The sequence below is a fragment of the Haloferax marisrubri genome, assembly GCF_001469875.2.
In the GTDB taxonomy this organism is placed as follows: domain Archaea; phylum Halobacteriota; class Halobacteria; order Halobacteriales; family Haloferacaceae; genus Haloferax; species Haloferax marisrubri.
Map to the genome: position 1 here is coordinate 63,903 of NZ_LOPW02000016.1, position 25,696 is coordinate 89,598.

At 54.1% G+C, this 25,696-nt stretch carries 21 protein-coding genes and 2 pseudogenes; 4 read left to right on the forward strand and 19 right to left on the reverse strand.

The genetic code is table 11. The features are described from left to right. Window positions 1-21 precede the first annotated feature (21 nt). The gene (locus AUR65_RS11605; RefSeq protein WP_058567027.1) at window positions 22-2,256 is read right to left on the reverse strand and encodes a DEAD/DEAH box helicase; all 2,235 of its coding nucleotides are present in this window, start codon (window positions 2,254-2,256) and stop codon (window positions 22-24) included. A 430-nt stretch (window positions 2,257-2,686) separates the two neighbouring features. On the opposite strand from AUR65_RS11605, the pseudogene AUR65_RS11610 reads away from it, so the two are divergent. Together AUR65_RS11610 and AUR65_RS11615 are read left to right on the forward strand one after the other, a co-directional pair. Then, a pseudogene (locus AUR65_RS11610) lies at window positions 2,687-2,985 on the forward strand (hypothetical protein); the annotation flags it as partial. 92 nt (window positions 2,986-3,077) lie between these two features. After that, the gene (locus AUR65_RS11615) at window positions 3,078-3,539 is read left to right on the forward strand and encodes a 6-pyruvoyl trahydropterin synthase family protein (protein ID WP_084816436.1); all 462 of its coding nucleotides are present in this window, start codon (window positions 3,078-3,080) and stop codon (window positions 3,537-3,539) included. Window positions 3,540-3,563: 24 nt separating this feature from the next. Here the strand turns inward: AUR65_RS11615 and AUR65_RS11620 are convergent, their stop codons facing one another. From AUR65_RS11620 to AUR65_RS11640, 6 genes are all read right to left on the reverse strand, one after another. Next, the gene (locus AUR65_RS11620) at window positions 3,564-4,721 is read right to left on the reverse strand and encodes a BREX system ATP-binding domain-containing protein (RefSeq protein ID WP_058567028.1); all 1,158 of its coding nucleotides are present in this window, start codon (window positions 4,719-4,721) and stop codon (window positions 3,564-3,566) included. Then, a complete protein-coding gene (locus AUR65_RS11625; RefSeq protein ID WP_058567029.1) occupies window positions 4,721-5,617 on the reverse strand; it encodes a hypothetical protein in 897 nt (298 codons plus the stop codon). Before AUR65_RS11625 ends, AUR65_RS11620 begins: the two co-directional genes overlap by 1 nt. After that, window positions 5,614-6,648 (reverse strand): tRNA-guanine transglycosylase, encoded by a 1,035-nt coding sequence (locus AUR65_RS11630; RefSeq protein WP_084816437.1) that lies wholly within the window; start codon window positions 6,646-6,648, stop codon window positions 5,614-5,616. The genes AUR65_RS11625 and AUR65_RS11630 overlap by 4 nt, the downstream gene beginning before the upstream one ends. Window positions 6,649-6,727: 79 nt before the next feature. Then, the gene (locus AUR65_RS11635) at window positions 6,728-9,622 is read right to left on the reverse strand and encodes a hypothetical protein (RefSeq protein ID WP_058567030.1); all 2,895 of its coding nucleotides are present in this window, start codon (window positions 9,620-9,622) and stop codon (window positions 6,728-6,730) included. Window positions 9,623-9,772: 150 nt separating this feature from the next. Further along, window positions 9,773-10,129: a DUF7344 domain-containing protein gene (locus AUR65_RS20605; protein WP_439650167.1), complete on the reverse strand. Its 357-nt coding sequence runs from the start codon at window positions 10,127-10,129 to the stop codon at window positions 9,773-9,775. A gap of 173 nt (window positions 10,130-10,302) precedes the next feature. Continuing rightward, window positions 10,303-10,587, reverse strand: a complete 285-nt coding sequence (locus AUR65_RS11640; protein WP_004971298.1) for a hypothetical protein — start codon at window positions 10,585-10,587, stop codon at window positions 10,303-10,305. A gap of 466 nt (window positions 10,588-11,053) precedes the next feature. On the opposite strand from AUR65_RS11640, the gene AUR65_RS11645 reads away from it, so the two are divergent. Further along, window positions 11,054-12,054 (forward strand): IS630 family transposase gene (locus tag AUR65_RS11645; protein ID WP_103429263.1). Its coding sequence is split into 2 segments (ribosomal slippage): window positions 11,054-11,546 and window positions 11,546-12,054, totalling 1,002 coding nucleotides; the frame shifts between segments, so codons are not numbered across the junction. Between the two features lie 627 nt (window positions 12,055-12,681). Here AUR65_RS11645 and AUR65_RS11650 read toward each other — a convergent pair. Together AUR65_RS11650 and AUR65_RS11655 are read right to left on the reverse strand one after the other, a co-directional pair. Beyond that, on the reverse strand, window positions 12,682-13,551 hold the full coding sequence (locus tag AUR65_RS11650) for a hypothetical protein (protein WP_058567033.1): 870 nt from the start codon (window positions 13,549-13,551) through the stop codon (window positions 12,682-12,684). 539 nt (window positions 13,552-14,090) lie between these two features. Then, entirely contained in the window at window positions 14,091-14,327 is a 237-nt protein-coding gene (locus tag AUR65_RS11655; protein ID WP_058567034.1) for a hypothetical protein, read from the reverse strand. 137 nt (window positions 14,328-14,464) lie between these two features. Between AUR65_RS11655 and AUR65_RS11660 the strand changes: the two genes are divergently transcribed. Further along, window positions 14,465-16,084 carry a hypothetical protein gene (locus tag AUR65_RS11660; protein ID WP_058567035.1) on the forward strand — a complete coding sequence of 540 codons (1,620 nt, stop codon included), beginning with the start codon at window positions 14,465-14,467 and terminating at the stop codon, window positions 16,082-16,084. Window positions 16,085-16,114: 30 nt separating this feature from the next. On the opposite strand, the gene AUR65_RS11665 is transcribed toward AUR65_RS11660, so the two are convergent. From AUR65_RS11665 to AUR65_RS11695, 10 genes and pseudogenes are all read right to left on the reverse strand, one after another. Beyond that, a complete protein-coding gene (locus tag AUR65_RS11665; protein WP_158250840.1) occupies window positions 16,115-16,891 on the reverse strand; it encodes a hypothetical protein in 777 nt (258 codons plus the stop codon). A 319-nt stretch (window positions 16,892-17,210) separates the two neighbouring features. After that, on the reverse strand, window positions 17,211-17,447 hold the full coding sequence (locus AUR65_RS11670; protein WP_058567037.1) for a hypothetical protein: 237 nt from the start codon (window positions 17,445-17,447) through the stop codon (window positions 17,211-17,213). 141 nt (window positions 17,448-17,588) lie between these two features. After that, window positions 17,589-17,957 carry a hypothetical protein gene (locus AUR65_RS11675; RefSeq protein WP_058567038.1) on the reverse strand — a complete coding sequence of 123 codons (369 nt, stop codon included), beginning with the start codon at window positions 17,955-17,957 and terminating at the stop codon, window positions 17,589-17,591. Between the two features lie 114 nt (window positions 17,958-18,071). Beyond that, entirely contained in the window at window positions 18,072-19,088 is a 1,017-nt protein-coding gene (locus AUR65_RS19545) for a hypothetical protein (protein ID WP_146047415.1), read from the reverse strand. 20 nt (window positions 19,089-19,108) lie between these two features. Beyond that, complete coding sequence (locus AUR65_RS11680) at window positions 19,109-20,104, reverse strand: hypothetical protein (RefSeq protein ID WP_146047416.1); 996 nt, start codon at window positions 20,102-20,104, stop codon at window positions 19,109-19,111. Window positions 20,105-20,367: 263 nt separating this feature from the next. Further along, window positions 20,368-21,183: a metallophosphoesterase family protein gene (locus AUR65_RS11685; protein ID WP_158250841.1), complete on the reverse strand. Its 816-nt coding sequence runs from the start codon at window positions 21,181-21,183 to the stop codon at window positions 20,368-20,370. A 71-nt stretch (window positions 21,184-21,254) separates the two neighbouring features. Further along, on the reverse strand, window positions 21,255-21,776 hold the full coding sequence (locus tag AUR65_RS20215) for a hypothetical protein (protein ID WP_233194360.1): 522 nt from the start codon (window positions 21,774-21,776) through the stop codon (window positions 21,255-21,257). Window positions 21,777-21,965: 189 nt separating this feature from the next. Beyond that, window positions 21,966-22,307 (reverse strand): annotated as a pseudogene (locus AUR65_RS20540) (HNH endonuclease); the annotation flags it as partial. Continuing rightward, complete coding sequence (locus tag AUR65_RS19550; protein ID WP_146047417.1) at window positions 22,219-23,052, reverse strand: COG1361 family protein; 834 nt, start codon at window positions 23,050-23,052, stop codon at window positions 22,219-22,221. The pseudogene AUR65_RS20540 and the gene AUR65_RS19550, both read right to left, overlap by 89 nt. 14 nt (window positions 23,053-23,066) lie before the next feature. Next, complete coding sequence (locus AUR65_RS11695) at window positions 23,067-25,541, reverse strand: tubulin-like doman-containing protein (RefSeq protein WP_158250843.1); 2,475 nt, start codon at window positions 25,539-25,541, stop codon at window positions 23,067-23,069. Window positions 25,542-25,696: the final 155 nt, after the last annotated feature.

Sequence of the window (25,696 nt, forward strand, 5' to 3'; positions counted from 1 at the left end):
CTCCGAGTAACTCTGTCCGAATCAGGGTTGCTTCTTTTGAGAAAGCATCCGCTCTCTCGATCGGATATGCGCAGCCAATTTCGCGTACCGAGGTGCACAGCTATCGTCTTCTGTTCGGTGAGGTGCGATCGTTGAGAGCGTCTCCCAGTTGCCGATTAGAACCAGTCGCTTTCTGGCCCGCGTGAGTGCGACGTTCAGCCGACGAGGACCGACGTCTGGGAACTCTAAGAACCCTGCGTGTCCATCTGGGTTACTTCTCACGAACGAGACGATGATTGCCTCCCGCTCACCCCCTTGGAAGGAGTCGACAGTATCGACTGTTAGTCTCCGAGAGTTCGGGATACTGAGTGAATTCACCTGTTGCTTGATTTGGGAAATCTGTCCAGAGTATGCAGTAATTACACCGATGTCGTCGATAGAGAGATCACTCTGGACGAGGAGTTTGACCTGCTTCGCGACTGCTTCGGCCTCTTCGCGATTGTAGTAGGACTTCCCATACGATTCCTGTTGTTCTTTCCCCTCGATATCGATCCCCATCAACGGCTTGAGGTTGTCGACTCTCCAATCCCGGTTTATGTCGGCTGTCTTTAGATTCCCGCCATAGAACGCAACGTTAGGGAACTCCGCGATCTCCTCGTTCATCCGATACTGCTTTCTGAGGAGCACGGCGGTTTTCTCCCCGTATCGCTCGAGTAAGTACTCGAACAGCGAGATATGCATCTCCTCATCTTGCATCGTCTCGTCGGCGCAGTATGGAGGGAGTTGTTTGTGATCTCCTGCGAGCACCAACTTCTTCGCGCAGTTTAGCACGATGGAGGTGGCAGGCCGACTCGCTTGCGTCGCCTCGTCGATGACTGCGACGTCGAACGAGTTCGAGTCGAATTCTGAGGCCCCGCTCGTTGTCGCAGCAACGACATTCGAACTGCTAGGAGATACGTCCGTGTAGTGGGCGTTTACCACATCGTTCTTCGAGTTGCTCCCCACTCGAGCGATAGAGAGGTCCACAACCGGGTCTTGAGCCATCTCGTGGAGCGTGTCCTCGTCGGGCTTGTGGACGGTGCTGTCGCCGACCAAGAGGTTGTCGACCGCTTGATTGGAATGTGCGGTCACGAGCACCTTCTGGCCCCTCTCCACGGCGTGTCGTACGTATGCCGTGAGTGTTCGAGTCTTCCCCGTACCGGGAGGTCCGTGGATACAGACGAAATCTTCTGCACCGTCTGCCCACACAAGCGCGAGTCGCTGATACTCGTTGAGTTCGATCGGCGAGTCGATGGTTGCGTACTTGTTCACCGAGAACGATATCGGACGGTTTCCAGTGAGTAGACCACTTTTCTTTCCGTTCCGCTTCACTGCGTTGATGGCATCGAGTTGTCTCTCGTACGGAATGGGATTCAGGAGGTCGTGTAACCAGAGCTCTACCGTATCGCTACAGAGGTACTTGTCGACGGTTTGTCGGTTACCCACAGAACCCCAGCGTGGTCGGAGTGAGACGATTGGATCGTCGACAGACATCACCTCTACTTCGATTGGGAACTCTCCACCGACGCCGTCGATGTCGGCGATACACAGGTTCTTTGGGAAGATTCCCTCCCCGTCGCGGATGTCGACTGGTTCGCCGTCATCTTCGCCTTCATCCTGTGCAAGTTGGAAGCGGTAGACTTCGTTCCCGTTTCTGTCCTTTCCCTTCCCTAGCGGGAGGAATGGCCCAGATACTCGGTTTCGGCGAATTGCCTGGTCCAGTTCTATCTCCTCGTACTGTTCCCAGTTCGACTCTCGTGCAGCATCCATCTCGGACCGGACGAACCCTGTCAGTTCTTCGAAGAACGCCTTTCGGCCCTGTTTGTTGAGACTGTCGACCGGGTGGACCGTGGACGCCGGGAGTTCTGATTCGTCGAACTCTATTTCGACTTCGCTCTGGTGTGACGGATGCCAGAATCGGAGTCGTTGGCCGATCTCTGTCGTCTCGAGTTTCTCCGCTGCTGCAAACCGTTCTACACCTCCAGAAAATCCAGTATCAAACCAGCCTATCTGACCGGTATCTGGTTTATAAATGACGTACTTGTCGCGTGGGGTTGGCTCGTAGAGGGAGAAGAGGGGTACGATGTAGCCTTTTCCCGACGGATTCTTGATGCTGAGTTCGTCTACGGCGTTGGATGCCGCTTCTGTGACCGGTACTCGGTCGTACGTCTTCGAACGGGTGTTGACCCGAAGTAGGTCTGCCCGACTGTACTTCCAGCTATCGAATAGTTCCTTCATGAGGATTTGTGTGGGTGATGTCTGTAGATCAATTCGTAACTCAATCCAGTACTGTCGAACTATCCTTCAATCAGTATAAAAACATTCCTCAGAAGACAGACTGTCTAATCTAGAAGTCGTCGAAGCCTGTCTGCTGGATCTACTCTGTGTCCTCGGCGAAGACGTTCGGACTGAAGTGAGGCCCAATACGCCTCGGGACCGACCGACAGCGAGGCCGCGAGCGAGTTCCTAGTCTATAACACACTATGCATTCTCGGGACTAGAACTAAGACTATTGATGGAAGTTTCGAGTTTAGAGATATAGATGGAGCGATAGCAACGGCCATCGGCGAAACCTCACTAGAATATCGAGTATCAACACCCGCTGAAAAGGATGGATTCCGCTTCATTCGGCTGGAACCAGTCGAACAAGTTGATACAGTCTATATCTCTCAATCTGGTTGATGGTTATGGCTCTAAGACTGCCCTCTCTCGATTAGAATTGAGCGGTCGGCTTGACTACATCGAGCGAAACCTCATCGAAGAGTGTTGCACACCCTCAAAATGCGGGTCGACCGCTTCCATAATTCGTGGGTGGGCAATCACGGAAGCATCCGCGAATGGATCATACAATTTGCGCAATACTACAACTTTCAAGGGCCTCATCAAGCGCTCGATGGACAAACATCAGTCGAGGAAGCCACTAAACAGACAGTGCCCATCGGGTCAAATTATCGGATGGGCGTATAACCTACTGAGGATTTCAATAGATCCACTTGTGCGGGTTTAGTTCACTTTCAATCAACAGAACACTTTTTGCATCACCTTGATAATATCAGAGTGTGCCTGAGAGAATACCTGAAGAATCGGAGTCCAGTCGGACTACACTATCTGATGCCAGTGAACGAACACTCCATATCGGACGAGATCGACCAATCCGAATCAGTTCGGGCCATCGACTTATTCACCATGAGGGAAAGTGTTCTCGACCACATGGACACAACTACGAAATAGCCGTCACAGTCACGGGCACGCTAACAGAAGAGGGATGGCTCGTCGACAAGGCAGACATAACGAGTATTATCGATGAGTGGGACCACCGCTTTCTTCTGGAGAAGGGTGACCCACTCATCGATGCATTTACTCAGTCAGGAGATGGGGATGCCGTCATCGTCCTTGACCACCCACCGACAGTAGAAGTAATGGCTGTTGTTCTCGAAAACCGACTGCTTGAGTCGTTACCGGACAACATATCGGATGTCTCCATAGAGATTGCAGAGACGAATGAGCTCTGTGCTGAGTAAATGTCTTCACGCATCAATCCAGAGTTAGGTGACCTCCTCAACTACGTCGACGGAAATCGTCTCATAGTCAGCGTCTGCAGCATCGTCAAGGAGTCGACTACAGAGCGCTAAGATTTGACGAACATTTCCCTGTGAGCGCTGCAGAATCAGATTTAGACTCTCTTCAGTAAAGGGTCGTAGCGACTCTTCCGCACCACCGTCTACGCGCTCTAACGAGAGATAATCTGCGATGAGATCAGACAGATGCTCGCTAGTGAGTGGCTTAAGCGTCACTTCTTGGCCGATACGCTCGCTGAATGCATGGTATTCGCTCATGACATCTTGCCACACTTCAGGTGCACACCCGAAGAGCAAGCAGAGACCAGAACTGTTCTGGTCCATGAGGTGACGAACACTATTCAGCGTCGCTTGTTCGTTTTTTGGAGAGAGTCGAGCAATACTCTCGAACTCATCGACAAAAACGAAGACAGCCGTATACCCTAACTCGAGAAGCATATTTTTGAGCGCTGTAAATGCTCGAACCCCCATCGTATCATCATCAAGGGCGCTGTGAATCTCCATCTCTTTGCGCTGCTCGTAGCGGATTCCCTCAGCTGTCAGCCACTGCCAAGCGTAGAGGTTGGTATCTTCGTAGATCATATGAACGATGGCACGAGCGAAGTCGGCGAACTTTGTGATATCGCTTAATTGCTTGATTGCTTCAGGGACGATCTCAGACAGCAAGACGTCTCCCTCGTCGATGAGCGATCGCATCGCTGCTGCACTCGCTGGAGACTCGTCCGTACATTCTTGCGTGATTGAGGCAAGGAACTCGTAGGCTAAGTTCTGAAGGTGAGTGAACCCGAGGTCGTAGACAAACTCATGGTAGATGTCGAGGAACCCCTCACCAGGTTGTGCGACATAGCCGACAACGACGTCATCGCGATCACGAAGGAGCGAGCGAGTGTACTTTAGCGTGTGCGATTTCCCGTTTCCGTATTTGCCAGTCACGACGAGGTGTTTCGACTTCCCAGTAGACAGCACCGAAGACACCGTCGAACTGATTTTCTCTGAGACGTGGTCTTGGCCACAGAATATCTCGGGATTCTCTGCGGGGACTGGACTGTAAGGGAATGGGTTTCCGCGAAGGTCGTACTGTGAGTAGTCTCGCTGCTGATCGGTGATTGTGAAGTTGTTGGACATTAGTGTGCCTCCTGCTCAAAGGTGATGTCGCGGTCGTGAACCGCGAGATAGTAGTATTTCTTCCCGTACAATTCGACGCCTGACATAACCTGCTGCGTTGACTGTGAGGTAGTGATTAGTGGACCCTCATCCGCAAGCTCGAGTTGTTTGATGCCCAGTACTGCATCTTTGGCGGCAGTATCCATGGGTGCTCCCGAGAGTTCGAGTTTCCCGACGTTTTGCTGGCACAGCGCAAGGAGCGCGTCGTCGAAATCGTCCCGCCGACAACCGATTCGCTCACAGATTTCCTCTCTGAGTTTTGGGATCGAGAGATACCGCTGTCGTAAGTTAACCCCCGCAGTCTGTTCAAGATCGTCGTACGCGTCAAGCACGATGAAATGGAAGTTACGTGGGACTTCGGCTGTCTTCGAGAGGTAGTAGTTGCCTGTGAATGCATTTCGCTGTACGCTTCCGAGACGTTCAGCCCAATCTCCGACGATTTCGATACCCGTTTGGTTGAATGAATACGGCGAGTATTCGTGAGCCTCTTCGAGATGCTCTAAGAGGCCGTCAAGATCAACATTCTCGATTGCGTCGAGTGCTTCGAGAAATGCACCGTAATGCGGACTCCGAACGGCAAGGATTGAGCTCGCTTTTTCCCAATCCTCGGTTCGAATTGCAGTTAAGAATGATTCGCCGACACTTGTCGTCGTATAAATCGCGCCGTCGATATCCTCTTCTTCGGATAAGAGCGAGATCCGTGTTGCTTCGAGAATCGTTTCACGGGCACGGCGGTGGGTCACGTCGAGGATGTCTGCAAGTTCCTCTGTCGACTTATAGCCATCTTCGCAACTATAGGTGAGTTCCACCAACCGACTCAACGTAACCGGGCGTATCGTCGGTCGTTCGTCGGTCATGTGAGCCTCCGGACTTGTTGCTTCGCAGTCTCGTATGCACGCTTCGTGACCTCGTTTCCGCTGAACCTGAGATCGAGATACTCTTCGATGTCTCGTCCAGATTCAGCAACGTACTGGAATCGACGTAGTTCGGTCGCTAACGCCCACAGGTTGTGTTGCACGAGTGCAGAGCGGTCCTCACGAATCTCTGCTAATGTCCGTGGGCCACAGACTGGACATGGACACGGCAATCGCTCTAACTCTTCGATGTTCCGTAACTCTTCACCACCGAATCCTGGTATCAGATAGTTTCGATTCCCTGCACTTCGAATGAACGCTGACGAATCAAAGCTATCAGCACCCAGATATAGTAAGAGTGGTTGATATACAAGGCCACCAAGTCCGTAGACATGGAGATGTTTGTCTGTCGCAGTTCGTGCTGCTAATATCAATTTAGTTACTTTTTTGTAGTCTGTTCGAATGGGAACCATACTTCCGAGAGCATAGCCATCAAAGTCGCCGTGTTTTTCCAGATGTGCGATAGAGTTCCGAACTGTCTCGGGGTCATACCCGTGTACACTTGCAAAAAGGACTGCGTCACCAGGATGTTGGTCACTCGCCTCTAGTGCATACTCGATACTCTGGTTTACTCGGCGCTGGTTCTCTGCTGCTCGATTCTCACGGGAGAGTGGAATATCAACAGTTCCGTAGATGTCCGCATCTAGTTGTTGCTGTGCTTCGAGGGTTTTTGCTGGGGTAGTGTCAACTTCCTCCGAACTAAAATCGAAGCCACCACTATCAGCAAACACAATTGTCTCGTCCGGGACATCCATCTCTTGCCGGAGTGTAACACCATTTGTTAACCGATTCCACATTGGTTTCCGATTCCGGATTGCCCGGGTATTGACCATGGCGACTGGTAAGTCAGGAATTGATCCAATGTAGGGGGGAGTATTGTCACTCGACCGTTTTCCCACATTACGGACGGGGAAGAGAACAGGTGTCTCTAGTTCTCCGTGTGGGAGATCGAGTTTTCGTCGTCTGTATAACATGCCTCCCGCTCGGATAGGCTGTTGGCCTACTTAGATAATGGCCTAATAGAAAGATTACTTACAAAACCAGGATTGTCAATTAGTACTGCTCAAGTGCTGCTTGTGTTGGCCCCTCTACGACTTCGCGACAAAGTGTTTCAACGAGATCTGGGTCGAGTGAGTCGACAGTCCCAACACGGCGAGCGAAGTTCTTGAGATATACCCCCTTCAGGCCAACAACAATTGTGCCGTGATTTTTTGCGTCTTCAGTTCGTGCACCAACTGACACAATATTATCATATTGGTCGTTGACCAGATCACGATTAAACACAACACCAATCTGGTCCGCAGGAACGTCTCGGACGAGCGAGTCAATGTCAATGCTCGTGTAATAGTCACTTCCGAGTGTGAAGAAGATGACATCGTAATCACTCTGCTTGAGGACGTCCTCCAAGTCGGGGCGGATATTCAACTCAGACGAGCGGTGGCGAATCTCGCTGACGTTCATCGAACTGAACGTGACTTCGTATGGCGGGAGCGGGTCATATTCTGACACGAGTCCGAAACCGGCACTAATGAAATACCGACTAACCTCGTGCCCGTCATCGCGAAGTGTCCGAACAGCCTCTCGAACATACTTTTGCTGGCGGCCAGTATACAGGTCGCGTGCTGCAATCTGGGGAACGTTATCTCGTTCGAGGAGTTCTTCTCGTGAATATTCAAGCGTCTCCTCTGCATCGAATACCGGTGCACCGTCCGGGAACTCCTTGCTCCCAGAGCATTGGTCGACAACGAGAATATTCAGGCCGTCAGTAGGGTCCACTTGGGGGACGTGCGGGACGAAGTCATCACCAACAACGTAGTCTTCACCACACGCCTCCAGAACCTCACGTCGGAGGTCCGCTGGACTGGAGAATGTTTGTAGCTCGCAATTACTCGCTGCAACTGCTTGACCAAGTTCACCATCGACGTCACCGTCTGGGGTGACAAGGAACAGGTGCTGGTAGCGGTTCGCCTGCTCTTGAAGGTTCTCCTGCATCCGTGTTGGCGCAAAGGAAACAGTTTGGCCCGTCTCTGTCCACCACTCACGGACACCTGCCGCATCGAACACACCGATCTCAGCGACCGGCAGATCATGGACGGCCTCCCAGAACGCTGGCTCTTCGTTTTGGAGATAGTCTTCAATCGTATCATACCGACTGAGCCCTGCAGATCCCTGAACCGCTACGAGAATCTTCGGAATCGAATCAGTAAACTCGTCGTAGAACCGGCGTGTGTTGTGGAATCCGCGCCGTCGGTTCCGGTCATTCCCACGGAAGATGCAGACTTCAATACCGTGTTCGCTGCAGATTGGGCACTCACAAGATTCCCAAGGTCGGTTCGCGAGCGTGCGACGGTAGTCTTCGAGGAGGTCATCATCACCGATCCACGTAGCGTAGTCCTCGACCGCAGTCCAGATTCTCTCAAGCGGCGTCGGTTCGGCGTCTTCAATAAGTGTGGGTATTCGCGGGAAGTCGGCGAATGCGGTCGCTGCAGTATTCAGTAACTCGTCGTACTCCTCGAAGGGGACTGGGTCTTCGGGACTGTCTTTGCGCAGCAGTTTCACAAGCTTTCCACGGAGAGAGTCGCTGAAACTCGCCTGCAACTCGCGGGCGTGTGTGAAGTCGTCACGGAACGCCTCTTCAATATCTTGCAGAAGCGACTGGTCATACCGATCTTCATAGCGGTGTTCTCGAAGGTACTCCCGCGTCTCTGGGATGACTGTCGCTGCCGTTTCGTACCACGTGTCAACAGCCGCTGAGAGCGATCTCTTGGCGTCGTACGCTCGTAGCGCAACTAACAGTTCTCGTCCACGGAGTGATTTTTCGACTGACTCGTGCAACGAATCCCGATTCGAGGGGTATCGGACACGAATCGCGTCATACCGCTCGTCGTTGGTCAGTCGGTAGTTGTCACCACCGGTCCATGCCGAACGAAGCATACTGGCGCTGTCGAAGCTCGTCATTCCAGAACGACCGACTGCGTCGAACCCTTCGGTCTTCGCAAACCCGAACACGTGAGTATCGATCCGGCAGGTGTGTTCGCGCTCGAATGCTTTGACTGACTTCCCGACACTCTTCACGATTTTTCTGACGTCGTGGATCGGACTCCCAGCAACACCACCGATTCCGACATAATCGTAGCCAATCTCGAGAACATGCTCAAGTGCCTCAACATAGGAGGACGGATCCCATCCCTGGATGGCAACCATCAGCCGGAATGAATACTCTCCGGCTTGGTACTGATTGTACATCTCTTGGGCATTGTCGAGCGTTAATTCGTATCGGAACGCAGCGTCGTCAGCACGATAAACCGCCCGCGGGTCTGAAGCTAATGTAGAGAGGACAGTATCAACCTCACCTTCGAAGTCAGACTGTGTGAAGGGGCTGACAGCCTCGTGTGTCCGGAGACTCGGCTCGTAGTCATCGACGTAACTTGGCCACTCGTCTGGCCATTCATCGACCATCAGGTCGACGACATTGGTTATCCGGTCAGGGATATCTGTTTTAGAAAACCCATCGCTGAAAGCACGTTCATCGAGATACAGACGACCTTTGTCTTTTCCAGACCCTAACACGAGATGATCGATTGTGACGCCCACAGAGACATCGAGCGTTTCGTAGAAATCCAGCATCTCCGCGTTGTCGTACGGGGGGAAAGGGAGAGATTTGTAGCCCCACGCACCACAGTCACTAATTGTTGGAAGCCAGTCCGGAATCGACAGGACAGGGTCGTCGTAGACACCGTGTTTCCGTAATCGCTCAGATTTGCGGTTCGTCGTTTCGACCTGCTCGCGCGAAATTAGAACGCCATCAATCGGGGTCGTGCCGTACTCAAAGATATCCCAGATGTAGCTAAGTTCCCGCTCTGAGCGGTCAATCGCAGAGAGTTCGTCGTGCTCGAAATCATAGTGAGCATCGACAGCGTCGTCCCATTCTGGAACGTAGAATCGCACAGATTAGATCACCTTACTAGCCATAACTCCAGCTCTCCTTATGTATGTCTCTATCTCTGATTCATCGAGGCGTATAAACGAGAATATCTGTGGGCACTACCAGTATTCGTGAGGGATGTTTTAGCGTCTCAGACACCGAGAAGTTCTGCGCTACTGGTGGAGAGTTCGCGGTAGACTCACCAACGAAACGAGATACGCATAGTAGAACACATCGGTTAAAACACCGATCTCTTTGCCACGCTCGTCATATTGAATGAGTCCATGCTCGTGCATCCGTGGTAGGTGATTTTGAATTAGACCGTTGTATACTGATTCATACGCAGTAGAAGTCACCTGACTCGGCGGCGTGTTTGTTTCAATGCCACAGATGACTCGTGCAACGTGACGGACACTTACTGTCTGGCCGCAACTAAACAGCGAGAGGTAACGGACAACGAGGAGCCGACGACGGTTCCCCAGCAATGCAAAAACATCTGCTGCAGTAGGGCAGGAGAATTGAGTACTCATACGCACTGATCACCGGCAAGCCATCGTCGGTCGTAACTACGTCGCCACAACGAAGTTGATACAACTGAATCGTTCGTGTTCGAAGCTTGTTGGGTGCTTACTGACATGCTCCCACCCTTCTGGAGCAAAAAATCAACTAGAAGCGCCAGCAGTTATTGACACGGACCTGGCCCTCAATCAAGGAACTCGAGGATGATGTCTTCGAGACAGAGGATCGCGAGGTGAGTTACACCATCAATCGGGTTTGGCCCCGCGAGCTCGTCGAAGGGAACGGGGGCATCAAACTGTGTGGCGATACTCCACGGGCAGAGGTTGAAATCATCCTGCATTGCAGTCGCCGCCTCGTATGAGTCATACTGTTCAGCGACCGAGCGGTACTCCTCAATATGCTCATCCACAAAATCGCGAACTGCCGCCGAAGACTCAAAATGAATCGTCTCAGATTGGTGCCCGCTCATGTTTCAACCCGATGGTTGTTCAAGACTTGAACCTTCGGTAGTCAGTTGACTACTCACCAAATGCCGTTTTGATTGTCTCGGATACATATTCTATTCGAACACCACTCTCAGAGCGGTCCACCCTGAATTACTGGTGCCCTCACCATTTGGGGGCCACAAAACTACCGCAAAGACAGGAGGAAACTGGTCTCAACGAACAGCTAACACAGTACTTGGGACCGAGACTACACGAATCGTTCGAAATCCCAAATCTGAATCCCCTGTCCATCGAACCGAAGAGACCGAGACGGAGTCAAAAGATAAGTTAGACCGCAAATCCGAATCTCAGCGGCCGACGATGGATTCACTCCCGTACAAGCTCCGCCGTAATAAGGTAAATGAGGGTCGCGAGCAGGTTCCGTACTTTCTTCGTGAAGAGGTATAGTAACCGTTAGAACTTTTTACTCAAAGACTCTTGTATGAGATAATGAACCATCTCGACGATGTTTCCGTCGAGGAATTGCAAGATGCTCTCGACAACGTGGACAGAAAGAAGCCGACACAACGGCTCTTAGCAGCTATCGCGTACAAGAACGGTGTCACGCAGACCGAGCTAGCCCAGTGGTACGATGTTCAGCGGCGGACGATCTACAGCTGGCTCAAGCGACTCGACACCGATGAGTCGCTTGAGAAAGCCGTTTCTGATGATAAACGAACTGGGAGGAAGCGAAAACTTTCAGAAACACAGCAAAATGAATTTCAAGAAACCGTCCACGAACCTCCTGAAGAAGTCGGGCTCGACGCGCCGGCGTGGACGCCGGCGCTTGCCCAAGACTTTCTCGAGGAAACCTACGGCGTCGAGTATTCAATCCCGAGTTGTCGGCGGTTGCTGAAAGAAGCGGGATTGAGCTATCAGAAACCACGCCGTACAGCCGCCGAAGCTGACGAAGACGACCAAGAAGCGTTCTACGAAGAACTCAAAAAAAGCGGCGGGAGATGGACGCCACCGTAGTCTGTATTGACCAAACCAAGAAATCCGTCCAAGTTGAGCCGCGTGCCGCGTGGTTTCCGCGCGGCACGCGACCGTCTGTCGAACTATCTGGCCAACGCGATTGGACGTGTCTGTTGGGCGCGATCACCGAAGACGGTGATCGCTTCTTCTCGCGATTCGAAGAGTACGTTACCGCCGAACACGCGAAACATTTCATTTTAGCACTATATAAAGAATTTGAAGATGACTTGCTCGTGGTGCTGGATGGAGCGCCGTACTTTCAAGCGTCGACCGTCACGGACCTGGCGGCCCGTGACGACCTCGCATTCGTGACGCTTCCATCGTACTCGCCGGAGCTAAACCCGGTCGAAGAGTGTTGGAGACAGCTTCAAGCTGCTCTGAGCAACCGATTCTTCGACTCGCTTGACGAGCTAACAACAGCGATTGATACTGCTCTTGAGCAACTTTCGGTCCCAAAAGTGAGTAACTACTTCTAATAACTACTATAGGAGCCATTGTGCCATTGCTCCGCTGCAGATCGTTTTGGTTACAGGTTCGGTCCCCTATAGGTGTAATACTCGACTTCAGTAGCACACCAAGAACAGCCACAGCCGTAGTAGCCGCTTCGTCCCGTCAGGTAATCAGGATGCACGATCTCGATATTGCGCTCGAATTCTTCCGCGAGTGCGTGATAACGGTTGCAGTCCCGCCAGAACAACGCAGCAGCGGTCGTCATAATCGAACCAACGAGTGGGAAATAGGTGGGTTTCTCTCCCGCTCACGCCTGCACGACAACTATTTGTATGACTGTACAGATCTGACCAAAGATAATCCGTAAGATCCAGCTTCCTGTGACGCGTGTGCCACGACGGCTTCCCTGTCACGTTCACTATCGGCCTTTAACAGACCAGTGACATCAGCATTTGAGAGGTTCGACGGTGGCGGTTTATTTTCTCATGGTTCGATGGACAACAAATAGCTCCCGATGAATCGTGGCTCTAGAGAATCAGAGTCCAACCAAAGGTTCGTTCGATGCTGACGAATCGCAACTATCTGACGTTGCATGACTCGGTGAGTGCCGACGTTTCGATTCCGCTGCTGGGGCCAGTAGCGTTGGACGTTGCTCAGAGGATGATAGGCTCTACTTCCCACTCGAACGTGATGAAGTCGTGGTCGATATCTGGATCAAACGTTCGGAAGGTAGCGTAATCCGCAATTGCACGGAGACGAGCGTCACGGTCGCACTCGTCGTCGTCCTCTTCGTACATCCCGATCCGAAACAGCTCTTTTCCTCGCGCAGCGTGCTCGACGAACTCGGTGAAGATGTCACCGAGTGCGTGTTTGAGACTGCTGTCGGTCACTCCGGATTCTTTCTGCAGGTCTTCTACGGAAATCGACCCACAGATTTCGAAGCCAACTCCCGTTCGGGCTCCGAAGTCGTTTGGGCGGAACACGTCGAAGCGAACTTTTGGGTCGTTCCCGCTAATTGCGTCGACGAGACTGACGTATGTGTACGCCTCGGCAGACGTGGGGTCGATTGGGAGGGAGTCTGTTCCCCCTCTGTCCAGTTCCCTGACTCCCTCACATAGGTTCGTACCGAAGTATTCGATTGCTGCCTCGACTTGCTCGTTCGTCGGCGCGTGAAACGGGTTCACCAGATACTGACACATCGGTTCAAAGGGGACGACGTACTCGAACGTCGGTCTGGAAACCTTCGGCACCGCAACGAGAGCGAGGACCTCTTTGAGCGGATCTAAATCACCGTTGTCACTGAGATCGGGCGCAGATTCGTGTGTTGCGAAGTGGGGGTAGTCGAGCAGTTTCGACGCTATCTCGACCTGTTCTAACGGTGCACGTTCCGAGGCCAGTTCTCGAACCGCGAGGAACACATCGCGCTTGCGAGATTGACCAAGAATACGCCACACATTGTTCCGGAACCGCGTCGGGGCACTCTCCGTGAAGTCCCATTCGGGTTGGTCTTGGTTGCAGTCCATCTCGTCTACACATAGAACACCCAACACTGTCGACACGTCTACAGGTCAAATCGTTCGACCGACTTATATAGGAGTCTTTCACTCGAGCCTCCAAACAGGACGATGGCTCGTCACTCGTGGGATAGCTCCGTTCTCCCCCTTTCTTCGTGTGTCTCTTGGGGGCGTGTGACCACACTAAATGTGATTTTTACTTCACCGAAGGGTACTCACGAACAGGGAGTCAGTGAAGTGTTGTCCTGCTCATGTTGGACCGGGTCGAAGGTGGATGCAGAACTCACCCCGACTGAAGTCGGGATGGGGAGAACTAGTGCGGTCAGAGTACTGATGATGGTGCCCTAAAACACGCTGTACAGATACGGACGTATTTGTGACATAGGTCACGACATACCTGTCTTGTCACACGCCCCAACAACAGTCAGTCCATCAACGTTGCAACGTCACGATTAGGCTCCGTTCAGGGACGCGTATCCAAGTCGATCTGTTGTCGTTCCTCGACAAAAAAAGTCGTAGCCAGCGGTTGTGGGATACCGACTCCCTCTTCAGGCGAAGTTGAGGATGTAGAACCAGGCGGCGACGATCGCTTCTTCGGGAGCGTCGTGTTCGAACATCTCGTCCATATCGTTCACGTGCATGGAGACGCGCTCGAAGAAGCCGTCTTTGTCGTGGCCGGCTTTGAGTGCGCGTGCGGTGACGCCACCGATTCGTTTGAGGTCGCTTTCGAAGTCGTGGCCGGGTTCGGGCGTCGATTCGGTCTGGGTGTAATCTTCGGTCGCCATTACAATATCGAGTATACACCCTATCGTAGCAGTGCTATCGACAGGTTCGAAATTGGGTTCCTTTTATATGCTGTTTTTAGGGGAGGGGTGGGTACCCCCGCTGTACTTATGTTGACAGAACGAAACTGTACCGATAAATGAAACCCGGCCGGACAGACGTTAAGAATATTCTCGAGGAGAAACGGATCAGTCACCCGACGTCGGTGCCTGGATACGAGCCCGTGTTGAGAGTGACAATCTATGGTGAGCCAAGAAAAATCGGCGACGGATTCGACCAACGGTTCTATTTCGAACCGACGGAAGGCAAGAACTGGGACATAGAACTCTTTGGGTCGGGAAACAAGACGTACATCTCGTACGATGAGGTCGTAAACGACCGACGATTGCAGTCACTTCTCACCACGGAGTTGGCACAGGGGCAGCGATTGTTACGACACCCTTCCGTCGGTATCCCACAGCGACGAATCGTAGACCCCGAGTCGGGACTGTATGAGGACCACGCCTTCATCCGTGATGCACCGGATGACGAGAAACTCCTCCGTGAAATCCTGTTACGGTACGTGCTGTTTCACCACGAAATCGGCTCAGATGAATCGCCTGGTGGCCACTTCATGACGCTCATGCACCCCGAAAACGTCGTGTTTGGCTACATCCTCCCCTTCTCAGATATTCCGAGCATATTGCAGAACAACGGGACGTTCTCGAGGGCGATTCCAACCCTCTATCACGAAATCCCCGCGTTCCTCCAAGAACGAACGGCACTCGAAGCCCTCCGAGAGTCAGGTTCCCCGTTCGATGTGCTGTCCGACGTCGTCACCATTCAACCGGATGAACGTGAGGCACTCAAGAGTACCAACCAGGACGTGTTGGATGATCTCATTCAAGAACTGATTACGGACTTCATCTCACCGGCAGACCCCACTACCGTCCCTCGGGATACCATCGTTCTTACCATTGCAGATTGGCTCGAACAACAAGTGGGGCGCGAGAACGCGATAGAACTCCTCGATGTGCCTCGACAGGCGGTGATGCATCCCGACAAGTGGGTGTGCCACATGTTACACGACTTAAAAAACGGCGTCGACGTCGAAGAGATAGCCACCAATGGTAGTTATTGGGATACTCGGCCAGGTGGCGCAACGTACGACGAAGCGAAAGAAGACACTGAACAGCGAAGAGAGAATTTAATCGACGACCCGGGCCGGCGAGCGTTTTACTCGACGCATGAAACAGTCACGATAAAACGCGATCGAATGGTTCGAACGTGGTACTCGCACCAACCGGACTCCGACTACTCGCTTAGCCATATTCGCTATCGAATACTGCTGCAAGAGCTTTTCTCCACGTGTCGTAAACCCCTCGACGTAGATGGGTTCGATGAAGATGTGTACGTAAATTTACTCGGGGATACAGCGATGCCGGGGCAGATAATCAAAAATTCCAGCGATAGGAACTCGTTCTTCGAGGCGACGTATCTGGGTGGAGAATATACGACACCGTTCTACGAAGCTGCCTATCAGACGTACGCCCGAGAGAACAGAATCCAACCCGGGTTCCTCTACTACCGAGCGATGAACGGACAGACGTCTTCCGAGAAAATCGGGGGGTACTACCGCTACGAACGAGACAATGCAGTCTCTTGGAAGGCCTGGAAAGCAAGCCGGGATGACGCAATGTCCCAACTCCAATTCGACGAGCTTGAAAACTTGTTCGGCTGGATTCACGGCGAGACAGATGACGATTTCGTCCGGAAGTAATCCGTACCGGCGATACTGTCTGAACCTGCTTTAGGCGAACCCGAGGTGTGACTCGTCACGGTCGTCTTCATCGCTCGTTCCGAACAGACCGTCGAGGGATGAATCTCCCGATGCCTCACCGTCACCAGTGCTGTCTCCGTCTCCGTTTCTCACGCCTTCGTTGGCTTCGTCTTCCAGTTCGTCGTCGACGTCCATGCTGTCGAGGTGGGCGTAGATCTCTTCGACCGTCTGTTTCGAATTAGCCAAGAACCGTGCCTCACTTTCACCCATCATCTCCTCGTCTTCGAGTTTCTTCATAATCGCCTTCAGACGTGCGAGGAGGTCGTTCCAGATGGTGTCGAGAGGGGCATCGATATCGTGGACCTCGTCCAGACCCCACTCGAGTTGGTGCTGGACGTACACTCGGTTGTTCCGACGGTGGCAGTCCAGGCCTACGGACGTCCAGAACGTGCTACCGTGAGCGTTGCCCTTCCGGTACGCTTCGACCCCTGCTTCGATCCACTCGTTTCGACCCCAGAACGACATGAAGTCGTTCACGTCTGCTTCGGACAGCTCACCGTTGTCCTCGGTCGCCGCGAGCAATTCCTCGAAATCGTCCCTCGCAGCTGCGATGCCAGCACCAGCGAGTGCAGGCTCAGCGTCCAATAGCTCGTTGAGCTGGCTCTGTGCTGGCTCACCTCTGAGGGTGCTGTTGCGAATCTCCGAGAGGACGGGCTGGATGTCCTCACGGCGGTTGAGGCACGTCTCGACCGCGTCCGCAACTGATGAGATGAGGCTGTCGTCGAAGTCGGTCGGCGCGTCGGCCATGTGGGGGTCGTCGTGTCGGTTTCCGTTCATTGGTTGTCTCCTCCGGAGCGGCTCCGGACGTATTTCTATCAATGCACTGGTAGGCCTTCGTCGGTTCCTCAGGCTGAATCTGTCCTCCTGTTTAAATACTGTCTTTCAAGTGATGGGAGGCCCGTCCCTCACAGCGAGTCCCCGTAGCCGTCCACAACTTGACTTGGCTCACGACGGGGGTAAACTGGCAAAGGGGCGCCACAGTAGGTGACTCCGGCCGGACTAGCCGATTGTACTCGATGTCTGTCGACGATACTGTCGAAAATGAGGAATGCCGGTGTTACGTCACTCAGGCAAAGCTGAGGATGAAGAACCAGGCGGCGGCGATTGCCTCTTCGGGAGCCTCGTCTTCGAACATCTCGTCGATGTCGTTCGCGAGTGTGAAGACGCGGTGTTTGAAGTCTTCCTTGTCGTGGCCGGCTTTGAGTGCGCTCGCGGTGAGACCACCGACTCGGTCGAGGTCGGTTTCGAAGTCGTGGCCGGGTTGGGGGTTCGATTCGGTCTGAGTGTAATCTTCGGTCGCCATTACGATTTCTAGTATACACCAAATTGTAGCAGTGCTGTCGACGGGTTCGAAGTTTGGTCCGATTTATAAGTGTCGTCCGTGATTGACAGAACTCGGTGTGACGATTCGGCACGTTCACGCTGCAACAACCCCGTCACGGAATTATTTTCGAGCGTGTTTCTCGTGTCGAACAAGGATAATCCAGAGAGCGAGTGAGGTGTGGTGGAGTCCGACATCTTCCGCGACGAGTTGTTCCAGGGTGGGTTTGAGTTCTCGAACCGCCTCCTTGACCGTCTCTTCGTCTGTCTCGAATTTGTGGACGAGGAAGTCGAGGTAGTTGGTCACGTTGTCCACGTCCACAGCGAGTTCGTCTGTACCGGTAGTCGACTCCGTATTCGAGATGTTTTCACGGAGTTCGAAGATTGTCTGCTCGGCGGTTCGAAGTTCCTCAGAGAGGAACTGGATTCGGTCGTGGAGATAGTCGATGTACTCTTCGACTTCGTTGTCACCTTCGAGATGTTTCGCCGACATCGTATGTTCAGAGACGAGCGTAAAGTGCTCAGAGGTGTCTTCAGACGTTCACCTGAACAGCTGTTTAAAAACTCACGGGCACTGAAAAACAGCCGACCAAAATTGGGAATTCGCCTATTCGTCTTCGTCGTTCATTCGCTTGACAATCTGGCTCTCTACCCGATCCTGAATTAGTTTCTCGAAGAGGATTTCACGTTCTGCCGGGCTACTTCCCTCGAAGAGCTCTTGTTTGAGCAGATCTTCGTAGCTCGCAATAGCCTTCGAAGCGAAGACGACCATAACTTGGTCAACGAGGTCAAGAGGGACATCAAGGACAGAATTGAGAACCTCTCGATCCCTTTCGAATTGACCTCTCGCCACCATCCTGGCGACCGATTCTTCATTCCGCTCTCCACTGGGTTCTTGTTGTGGTGATGCTGAAGCTTGCTGAGGGGCGTTATCGTCGTCACCAGTTGCGGCGGTTGCTCCACCTGCCGATTCTGCCTCGGGGTCGGGTTCCTCGGCTTCACGTCCTTCTATCACATCGGGGTTCGGAGTCCCCATGGATGCCCCTCCAGAGGCTGATGCGGTTTCCGGAGTCTCTGTGGGTGTTTCCTCAGCGGTAAGCGAAAGCGAATCCCCGTCCAAAAAGGCGGTATCGTTGATCATGCCACCCGCACCAGCGATGCCCTGGTCTTCGAGGACAATGTCGTTTTCACCGGGCGACTGCGGCGTGAACGGCTTACTAATCGTCCGTGTCGTTTGGTCTTTCGCCGTCTCCTGTGTCGAGCCCGCAGTATCAATCGACGTGTCCCACGGTGTGGGCTCGCGACTTGTCGTACTCGTTACTGGGCCTCGTTGGTCAGCATCCAGTCGCTTGGAGAGGACTGACTTCAGCTCGTCTTTCACGTCAGTATCATCGTCGATTCCAAACTCAGAGAGGTCGAGACTGTCAACGTGTGTCGTGACGATCGTCTCTAACTCTTCCTTCGTTGGCGTTCCGAATGCGGCTTTCGGATGTGACTGAACCAGTGTAGTGATGGTATCGGCTTTTGTCTCGGGTACTCCCCGACTAACTAGTATCTCTTTCCAGACCGCTTCGATCGGTCGATTCTGTTCGTCTGTTTCGGGTCCGTGTTCGTTGTTGTTCATTGTAGTGAGGGCTATTCAGGTTACTTTTGAGTTGATAACTTCTGGCGGACGTAACTTCCAAAGATGACGCGGTCGTTGGCAGCTTTGACACCGAATCCAAAACGCTTCAACGCGGCACTCAGTCCGTCTTTATCCAGTAATTCCTCACTGAGAGCGGCTACTTGCGCACCTTCGAGCGTTCCTTTCGTTCCACCGTCGCTCCGAGACGCACTGTACATCCCGAACGCACCGGCCGACCACGTCGCAAGTTGTATCTCGATGCGTTTCTTCAGGTCTTCCGGCTCGTGAACGTTTCGAACCTCGCCAACCAACCCCGAGATGGAGTAATCGTGCACTTGTCGTTGGTCGTCGTACGGGTCATCTGGTTCAGGAAGTTCGACGTTTAGGTCTAGCGCCTCGAGTAACTCCATGAACTTCGTGTCGCGAATCTCATCGAGACTCCCTAATGCAATCGCGAACGTGGGGTCTTCGACCGTTGCGTGTTGCTGGACCGCCGTATAGAGCGTCGCTTCGATCGGAAGTGTATTTCCTGTCGGTTCACTCTCTGAGTCCTCTTCAGCGTCTTCGGTGTACTGGCTACCCGACTCAGATGCGAGCGCGTTGCCGATGTAGTACACCATGCACGCCGACCCCTCGTCTTCCTCTTCGGGGAGCGTGGTCGGTGAGTTCTTTTCGAGGTCCTGATTACTGAGCCAATCCCGGATCCAGTAGTTGACGAACGAGATATACTGGTCATCTCGCTCCGCCTTCGGAATCCGTGTGATCACACCTGACGTTTCGAGATGTGGAAGAACCGAATTCAGCTTGTTCCGACCGTACTCTTCACCATCGTCGAGGAGGTCGTCCTCACGCAAGCGGTCTTCTACTCGTGTCGCCAGCGAGGTGGTGGTGAATACCGACTTGTCGGTTTCCGTGAGCGTCTCTAACGCAGCGCGCCGTTTGGGGTGTTTCAACACGGAATTGTACAGCTGATTCCAGTATGCGACGAGTGCTCGTGGGTCTGGTTTCTGAGACATCTATGAGATTTCCTCCGCGATTCTGTGCCAGTTCGGTCGTGTGAAGGGGTGTGAAGCCTTCGTGAATTGCATCGAATCCATGTTAGTCCAGTTTCAGGTACGATGGCGTTGGTCTACGGGGTTACGTTTCTGAGGCACGAACGTTAAGTTTTTATCCACCCCAAATGTCCGGTATGCTACTGTCATCACCCCGCAAGGTAAACTATCGGTAACACTCTACTTCCATGACCCCCAGTTGTGTCTACGAGGGTAGCAACTGAGCGCTACGCAATGTGACTGACAGCATCTGTTCCGCCCTCTCCGAGCGTTATCGAGTATACCGAGCACTTTCCGGCATTCAGACAGACACATCCTTCAAACAGAGTCACTCCCTCTCCCTCGTGTACGTGACCGCAGACGTTGAAATCGGGCGAGAACTGTCGAATGTGGGACCGAACCGCTAGTGAACCCAACAGTCGGCCGGGGTACCGTGGATTGGTTTTTGACAGGCGGTCGAGTCCGGTCCCGAAGGGAGGGAGGTGCGTCACGACGACGGTGTTCGACTCTGTGGCGGCCTGTCCGAACTTGTTGAGCGATTCCAGACGGCGTTCGTACAATTGAAGCCCGTCTTCGAAGCGGCCTTCGAGATGGTCCTCGACGACGCCCATTCCGGACTGACGACCAACCGCAACGTCTTCAATCCGTTCTGCGAACGCGGCGGGGTCTGCATCTGCATCGGCGAGTGAAGGGAACTCAGGATATCGAATCTCTACGCCGTCATCGAATCGGTCACTTCCAAGCCCGTAGAACGTCCATCCATCGACAGTCGTGGCGGACCCGTCGACTGATTCGACTGACGAGAGGCCCTCGAAAATCGCGGGATAGTGCTGAAAATCGTGATTGCCGGGGACGACGACGGCCCGCAGTCCAAGGTCGTCTAATTCTTCGAAAAATCGGCGCCCTGAATCGCAACTGCGCGCCGAACAATCCAGTACGTCACCAACGACCACAGCGACGTCGTACTCACCCCACGTCTCGGGGACGTCGACCTTGGAATCGAAGGCCCCAAGATGGACATCTCCGATGACGAGACACTCCATACGGTGAGTTTGGAGACAGTCACTATACGTTCTTCGAGTCTTCTGATAGCCTAGTCGCGGAGTGAACGACCTCATCCAGCGGCACTCTTCCGAGTACCGCTACGGTACGCAGAGACAATCGCGACACCAAGCAGTAGTAGAAAACTGAATCCGAACCTCGGGGGAAAACTGGAACTCGCCGTGAGAACGACGACAGTGTCGACGAGTGAGACAACGTGGACGAAACTAACTCGTCGCCAAACAGCCGTGTCCGAGAGCTTGTCATTCGAGAGATAACGCTCCGTGAGTGCGCCAGCGAGTACAACGATTGCGACGAGATACGTCACTGTCCCCACTCCGCGAAGCGTTGTAACGGACTCGACGTATGGGCTCACGTTCACGACGACCAACCCGACACCCGAGAGCCCAATTGCTCCCCAGACAAACCAGGACAGTCTGCGTCCCGATGGTGAGGGCGCCTGCCTTCTGTACTCCCGTACCACTGACTTCAGTGAATGAATATACTGGACAGATACGAACGTCACTACCCACGGGAGCACTCCGGCTGTCGTCTTAGCCAGCTCGCTCCCGAGATGAACGAGCGTGGTTACCATCACTGCCGGATTCGTGTCGCCCAGCACCGTGCTAAACAAGGCGACTCCGCAGAGGAACGTGAGGAGCGTGGCCGTCGTATCGACGACGCCAGACGCGAATTCACCAACTGGCCTCGGGAGAACCGCGAGTGAGGACCCAGCGATAACTGGGCCCCTGTTGGGCGGGAGGCACCGAGAATCGTCTTCACGGTGCAGTCGTGTGTGACACTGCCGACACAATGTGGTGAGATTATCTGGCGTGTCGGCCCCACCCATCCGCTTAGGGACGATATGATGGCACTCGAGCTGGGCTGCACCGAGCCGTCCTCCCTTCTCCCCACAGTGGTGACACTGGTAGCCGTCTCTGAGAAATACCAACCGACGTCTGGAGGCCCAGTCACCCGGATACGACATCGGTGACCCCACGACACGTTTGTTTGATTGTGCTGGACAGTGACGCCATTTAGAGATTCGGCCCTGGACGATCCGAATCGCCGGTATCCCGATTGAACGGCAGCAACCGCGAGAGAGACAGCGACCTTGCTGACCCATCGTCGTCTGTGCTGTCGTCACCGGACCGACGAATCGAGAGGGACGACTCTAATGTAGAGAGGAGTCGTTCGAGGCGACGCTCTACCGTCGGGTTGCCAGCCCGGGCAACCGATTCCGCCTCGTCGGAGATCTCTTTGAAGATTCGTTCGTCGCGAGTTCTGATACGCCGACGAACGAGGCCTAACGTAACCACCGCTGCAGTGATAGTCGCGATGACGATAGCGACAGACATACGAGGGAGAGGGTCCTCCGAATCTCGCGGGGCTATCCAGGGGTTCTTCGAGAGGTCAGTCGTATCCGTCACGGTTCCGTCCATTCGCTGCCCGTGGCGCGTGAACTCCACGTATGCCGTAGCAGGCTCGATACGCTCGTACTCTAGGGTTGACGGGACTACCTCGAACGAGATTCGGACTTCCTCGCCCGGTTCCAACTCCTCGATAGTGAACGTGTTCTGGCCGGTTGGTGAGACAGACACACCGTGATTACTTGGATAGACCGTGGTCGAGTAGCTATCCGGTTGAATGAGCGTCTGCTCACTCGAATCTAACCGGACGACGACGTTTGTGAGCGTCGTCTCTTGTGCCCGAACCGTGACGACGACCTGAATCGCTTGTGAGGCAGTGTCTGAATCGTACGAACTGTCCACGGTTACTACCTCGTCGACGGGGTCTTCGGCGGCGATACCGACAGCTGGCACTGTGACCCCAGCGACTGTGACCAGGGCAAGTGCAACGACGATGGCCACGGTCCGACGACGAATCATGCCACCACCTCTTCTTCATCGTCTGCGTCGTCTTCGTGACCGACGAACGGTTCGTCATCCAGAAGCGAGTTTGATGGGACGAGTTCCGGGTAGGCGCGGTGTTGGCGAACGTCGACGTCCTTCCCGAGAAGGGTGTCAATCTGTCCGGTCTCCCAGCGCTCTGTGAAGAGCCTGAACTCAGAGGTGTTTGCCAACCTGACGTTACCGTGCAGCATCACGAAGTCCAGTTGGAATGGGGCGTCGATCGTCCCGACGTTGAGCTGCTTGGTGACGTCGTTGTTGGCTGTAATCGCCCCCATATTCGGTTGTGCGGTTCCGTTCAAGGTGAACACAGGTTTGTTCCCTGCCGCAGTCATGGGAATCAACAGCCGCGAGGGCTGGTTGTCGGCCATCTCGTGGAAGTAATCCTCCATCGGCTCCTTGAGAAGCCCCACCGCCCTGTTGATTCCCCGTAAGATGCTGTCGTTATCTATGAGACCGGCATCGACGAGGTCGAAGAGATCTGTTGCGCTTTCGAGCGTCTCTCGGCTCAGGTTCTTCGTCGAGTCGATGTTCAGCGGAATCTCCGTAATTCGACCGGTCGTCGTGTTGACCACCCGGTTGTGGTAGGACTGCCGCGTCTGCTTGAGGTTCCGCAGGCGATTCTGCTTCGCTTCCAGCAGGTTCGATGCGATCTCGGTCCCCGTGTCGACCAGGTCCATCGTCTCTTGGATTTCGGAGCCGAGTGCAGGAAGCTCGGCGCTCGCGATACGCTCCTGCAGGGACGTGAGCCGCTCGTACTCTTCGAAGAGCGATTTGAGCTCGCTCCGCGTCTCTTGGATACTCGATAGCTGACGGCTCAGGCGACTCCGCTTGCGCACCGACACGATTGAGGTCGCTGCAATCTGGTCTTGGACGTCCGACTCGTGGTTCGAGAGGAACGGGTCGAGCGCTTGCTCGTAGCGGGTCGGCGCGTCAGAGCCAGCAAGGCCAGCGAACTCATCTTCCAGTTCAGCTTCGTTCTTCTCCCAGAGGTCTTCGACTCGGTTCTCGAATGGGTGGTCCTCGAGTGCGGCGTCAATCCGCGCGAGGACCATCTTCAAGAAGGCGTACCGACCGATTGCTGCGTGAGGGATGAACCCGTCGGGTTCGAAGACGTCAATCGCGTTCGCCTGCTGGTCGTCTTCGAATGGGTCTGAGTCCACCTCTCGTTCCGGGACTTCCGAAAGCACACGCGAGATGTGGGTTTCGACTTCATCGAACTCCACGTCCGTGATCGCAACTCCGGAGACCGCTTCGATGAGCTGCGACGACCTGCCAGCCAAGGGCGAGCTGATGTCGGTGACCACATCTGGGATGACCCCGGACTTGAACGTCGTCGACCGAAGCGTCTCGAGGTCGTTTGCGAACGTCCTCATCCCCTCGAGATTCGACTCGAGGTGGTCGAGTTGTGAGCGGACGGTAAATATCTCGTTCTCTGTGTCGATGAGCTGGAGGGCTGGCTTGACGCTTGCGCGCACGCTCGCTGCGTCGAGCGTGTACAGTCGGTCGGTCAGAACTTTGTTGTACAGATTCCCGAGGTCGTTGTCACCGCTGGTCGTCGAAAGCCCAATGACAGTCGACGCGAGCGTGTAATTGACTCTGGCGAGGTAGCTCGTTCGCTCGTTACCCTCCCAGTCAGCGTCTTCTGCGGTGTCCTCGTTGATCGGCATGAGGAACAACGCATCCAGACGCGGGGTCGAGATATCGAAGTCTGACTGGAGCAGTCCTTTGGCCTCGCCTAGCCCCGGTGCGACGAGCATCTCGAGGCTCTCGGGACCGTTGTTTCTCGGTCGACCGTGTGCGTCGGGGAGTGCAAGCAGCGTGGACATCGCACGGAGCGAATTGTTCGTGTTCACGTAGTACTCCGCCACGCCTCCCGGAGCCGTTCGCCTGTTCTCGCTGAGCTCGGACACCGTCGCGAGTCCATTGAAGTAGACATCGATGTTGAGGTCGTTGCCGATGTCGGAACCAATCCGATGGACCATCGCGCTCAGCAGTGGAAACATACCGGCGCCAGTCCCACCAGACAACGTCCCGAGGATCCAAACCGACAGCTCAGAATCCGCTTCGGTGACAGCCGAGCGAATCTGCTCGGTGATCATTTCGTAGACGCGGCGGCTGTGGTACTCCAACAGGAACCGTCCAACGGGCGGATCTCGCGTCGCCCCTTGGACCAGTAACTCGTGTTCGTCGTTGAGGTAGTCGACTGCTTCGTCTGCCTTCGCTTGCTCGAACCGCTTCTTCACGCGTGCATCGGTTTCTAATGGGATGGTCAGGAATTCGTCCGGAACGCCACTCTCATCGAGAGAGGTGGTCTCGATCGAGACGAAACTGAACTCCGGGGCGATGTCGTATTCGACGGACATTTCGTGAATCCATCGTGCTGTTCGCCGCGCTCCCGTGCCGAGAGAGATGACGACTGCTTTTCGTGAGCTCGTGTCGTTGGTCATGGGTGGTGATGGTGCATACGGTTCTGATGCGGACCGTACTGCACTCATACCCACAGTTGCCTGTGTCTCCCTTTGTCCTAGTCGCGACCCGAATAGCCCTTGAGAGAGGGGACCGGGTCGACGTGAGTTGAGTAGGCCCTCTCGGTTCTCGGCGG

Coding starts and splice junctions, on each gene's coding strand:
- AUR65_RS11605 (WP_058567027.1), bottom strand. CDS start 2,256: ATGAAGGAACTATTCGATAGCTGGAAGTACAGTCGGGCAGACCTACTT.
- AUR65_RS11620 (WP_058567028.1), bottom strand. CDS start 4,721: ATGTCCAACAACTTCACAATCACCGATCAGCAGCGAGACTACTCACAG.
- AUR65_RS11625 (WP_058567029.1), bottom strand. CDS start 5,617: ATGACCGACGAACGACCGACGATACGCCCGGTTACGTTGAGTCGGTTG.
- AUR65_RS11630 (WP_084816437.1), bottom strand. CDS start 6,648: ATGTTATACAGACGACGAAAACTCGATCTCCCACACGGAGAACTAGAG.
- AUR65_RS20605 (WP_439650167.1), bottom strand. CDS start 10,129: ATGAGTACTCAATTCTCCTGCCCTACTGCAGCAGATGTTTTTGCATTG.
- AUR65_RS11640 (WP_004971298.1), bottom strand. CDS start 10,587: ATGAGCGGGCACCAATCTGAGACGATTCATTTTGAGTCTTCGGCGGCA.
- AUR65_RS11650 (WP_058567033.1), bottom strand. CDS start 13,551: ATGGACTGCAACCAAGACCAACCCGAATGGGACTTCACGGAGAGTGCC.
- AUR65_RS11655 (WP_058567034.1), bottom strand. CDS start 14,327: ATGGCGACCGAAGATTACACCCAGACCGAATCGACGCCCGAACCCGGC.
- AUR65_RS11660 (WP_058567035.1), top strand. CDS start 14,465: ATGAAACCCGGCCGGACAGACGTTAAGAATATTCTCGAGGAGAAACGG.
- AUR65_RS11665 (WP_158250840.1), bottom strand. CDS start 16,891: ATGGCCGACGCGCCGACCGACTTCGACGACAGCCTCATCTCATCAGTT.
- AUR65_RS11670 (WP_058567037.1), bottom strand. CDS start 17,447: ATGGCGACCGAAGATTACACTCAGACCGAATCGAACCCCCAACCCGGC.
- AUR65_RS11675 (WP_058567038.1), bottom strand. CDS start 17,957: ATGTCGGCGAAACATCTCGAAGGTGACAACGAAGTCGAAGAGTACATC.
- AUR65_RS19545 (WP_146047415.1), bottom strand. CDS start 19,088: ATGAACAACAACGAACACGGACCCGAAACAGACGAACAGAATCGACCG.
- AUR65_RS11680 (WP_146047416.1), bottom strand. CDS start 20,104: ATGTCTCAGAAACCAGACCCACGAGCACTCGTCGCATACTGGAATCAG.
- AUR65_RS11685 (WP_158250841.1), bottom strand. CDS start 21,183: ATGGAGTGTCTCGTCATCGGAGATGTCCATCTTGGGGCCTTCGATTCC.
- AUR65_RS20215 (WP_233194360.1), bottom strand. CDS start 21,776: ATGGTAACCACGCTCGTTCATCTCGGGAGCGAGCTGGCTAAGACGACA.
- AUR65_RS11695 (WP_158250843.1), bottom strand. CDS start 25,541: ATGACCAACGACACGAGCTCACGAAAAGCAGTCGTCATCTCTCTCGGC.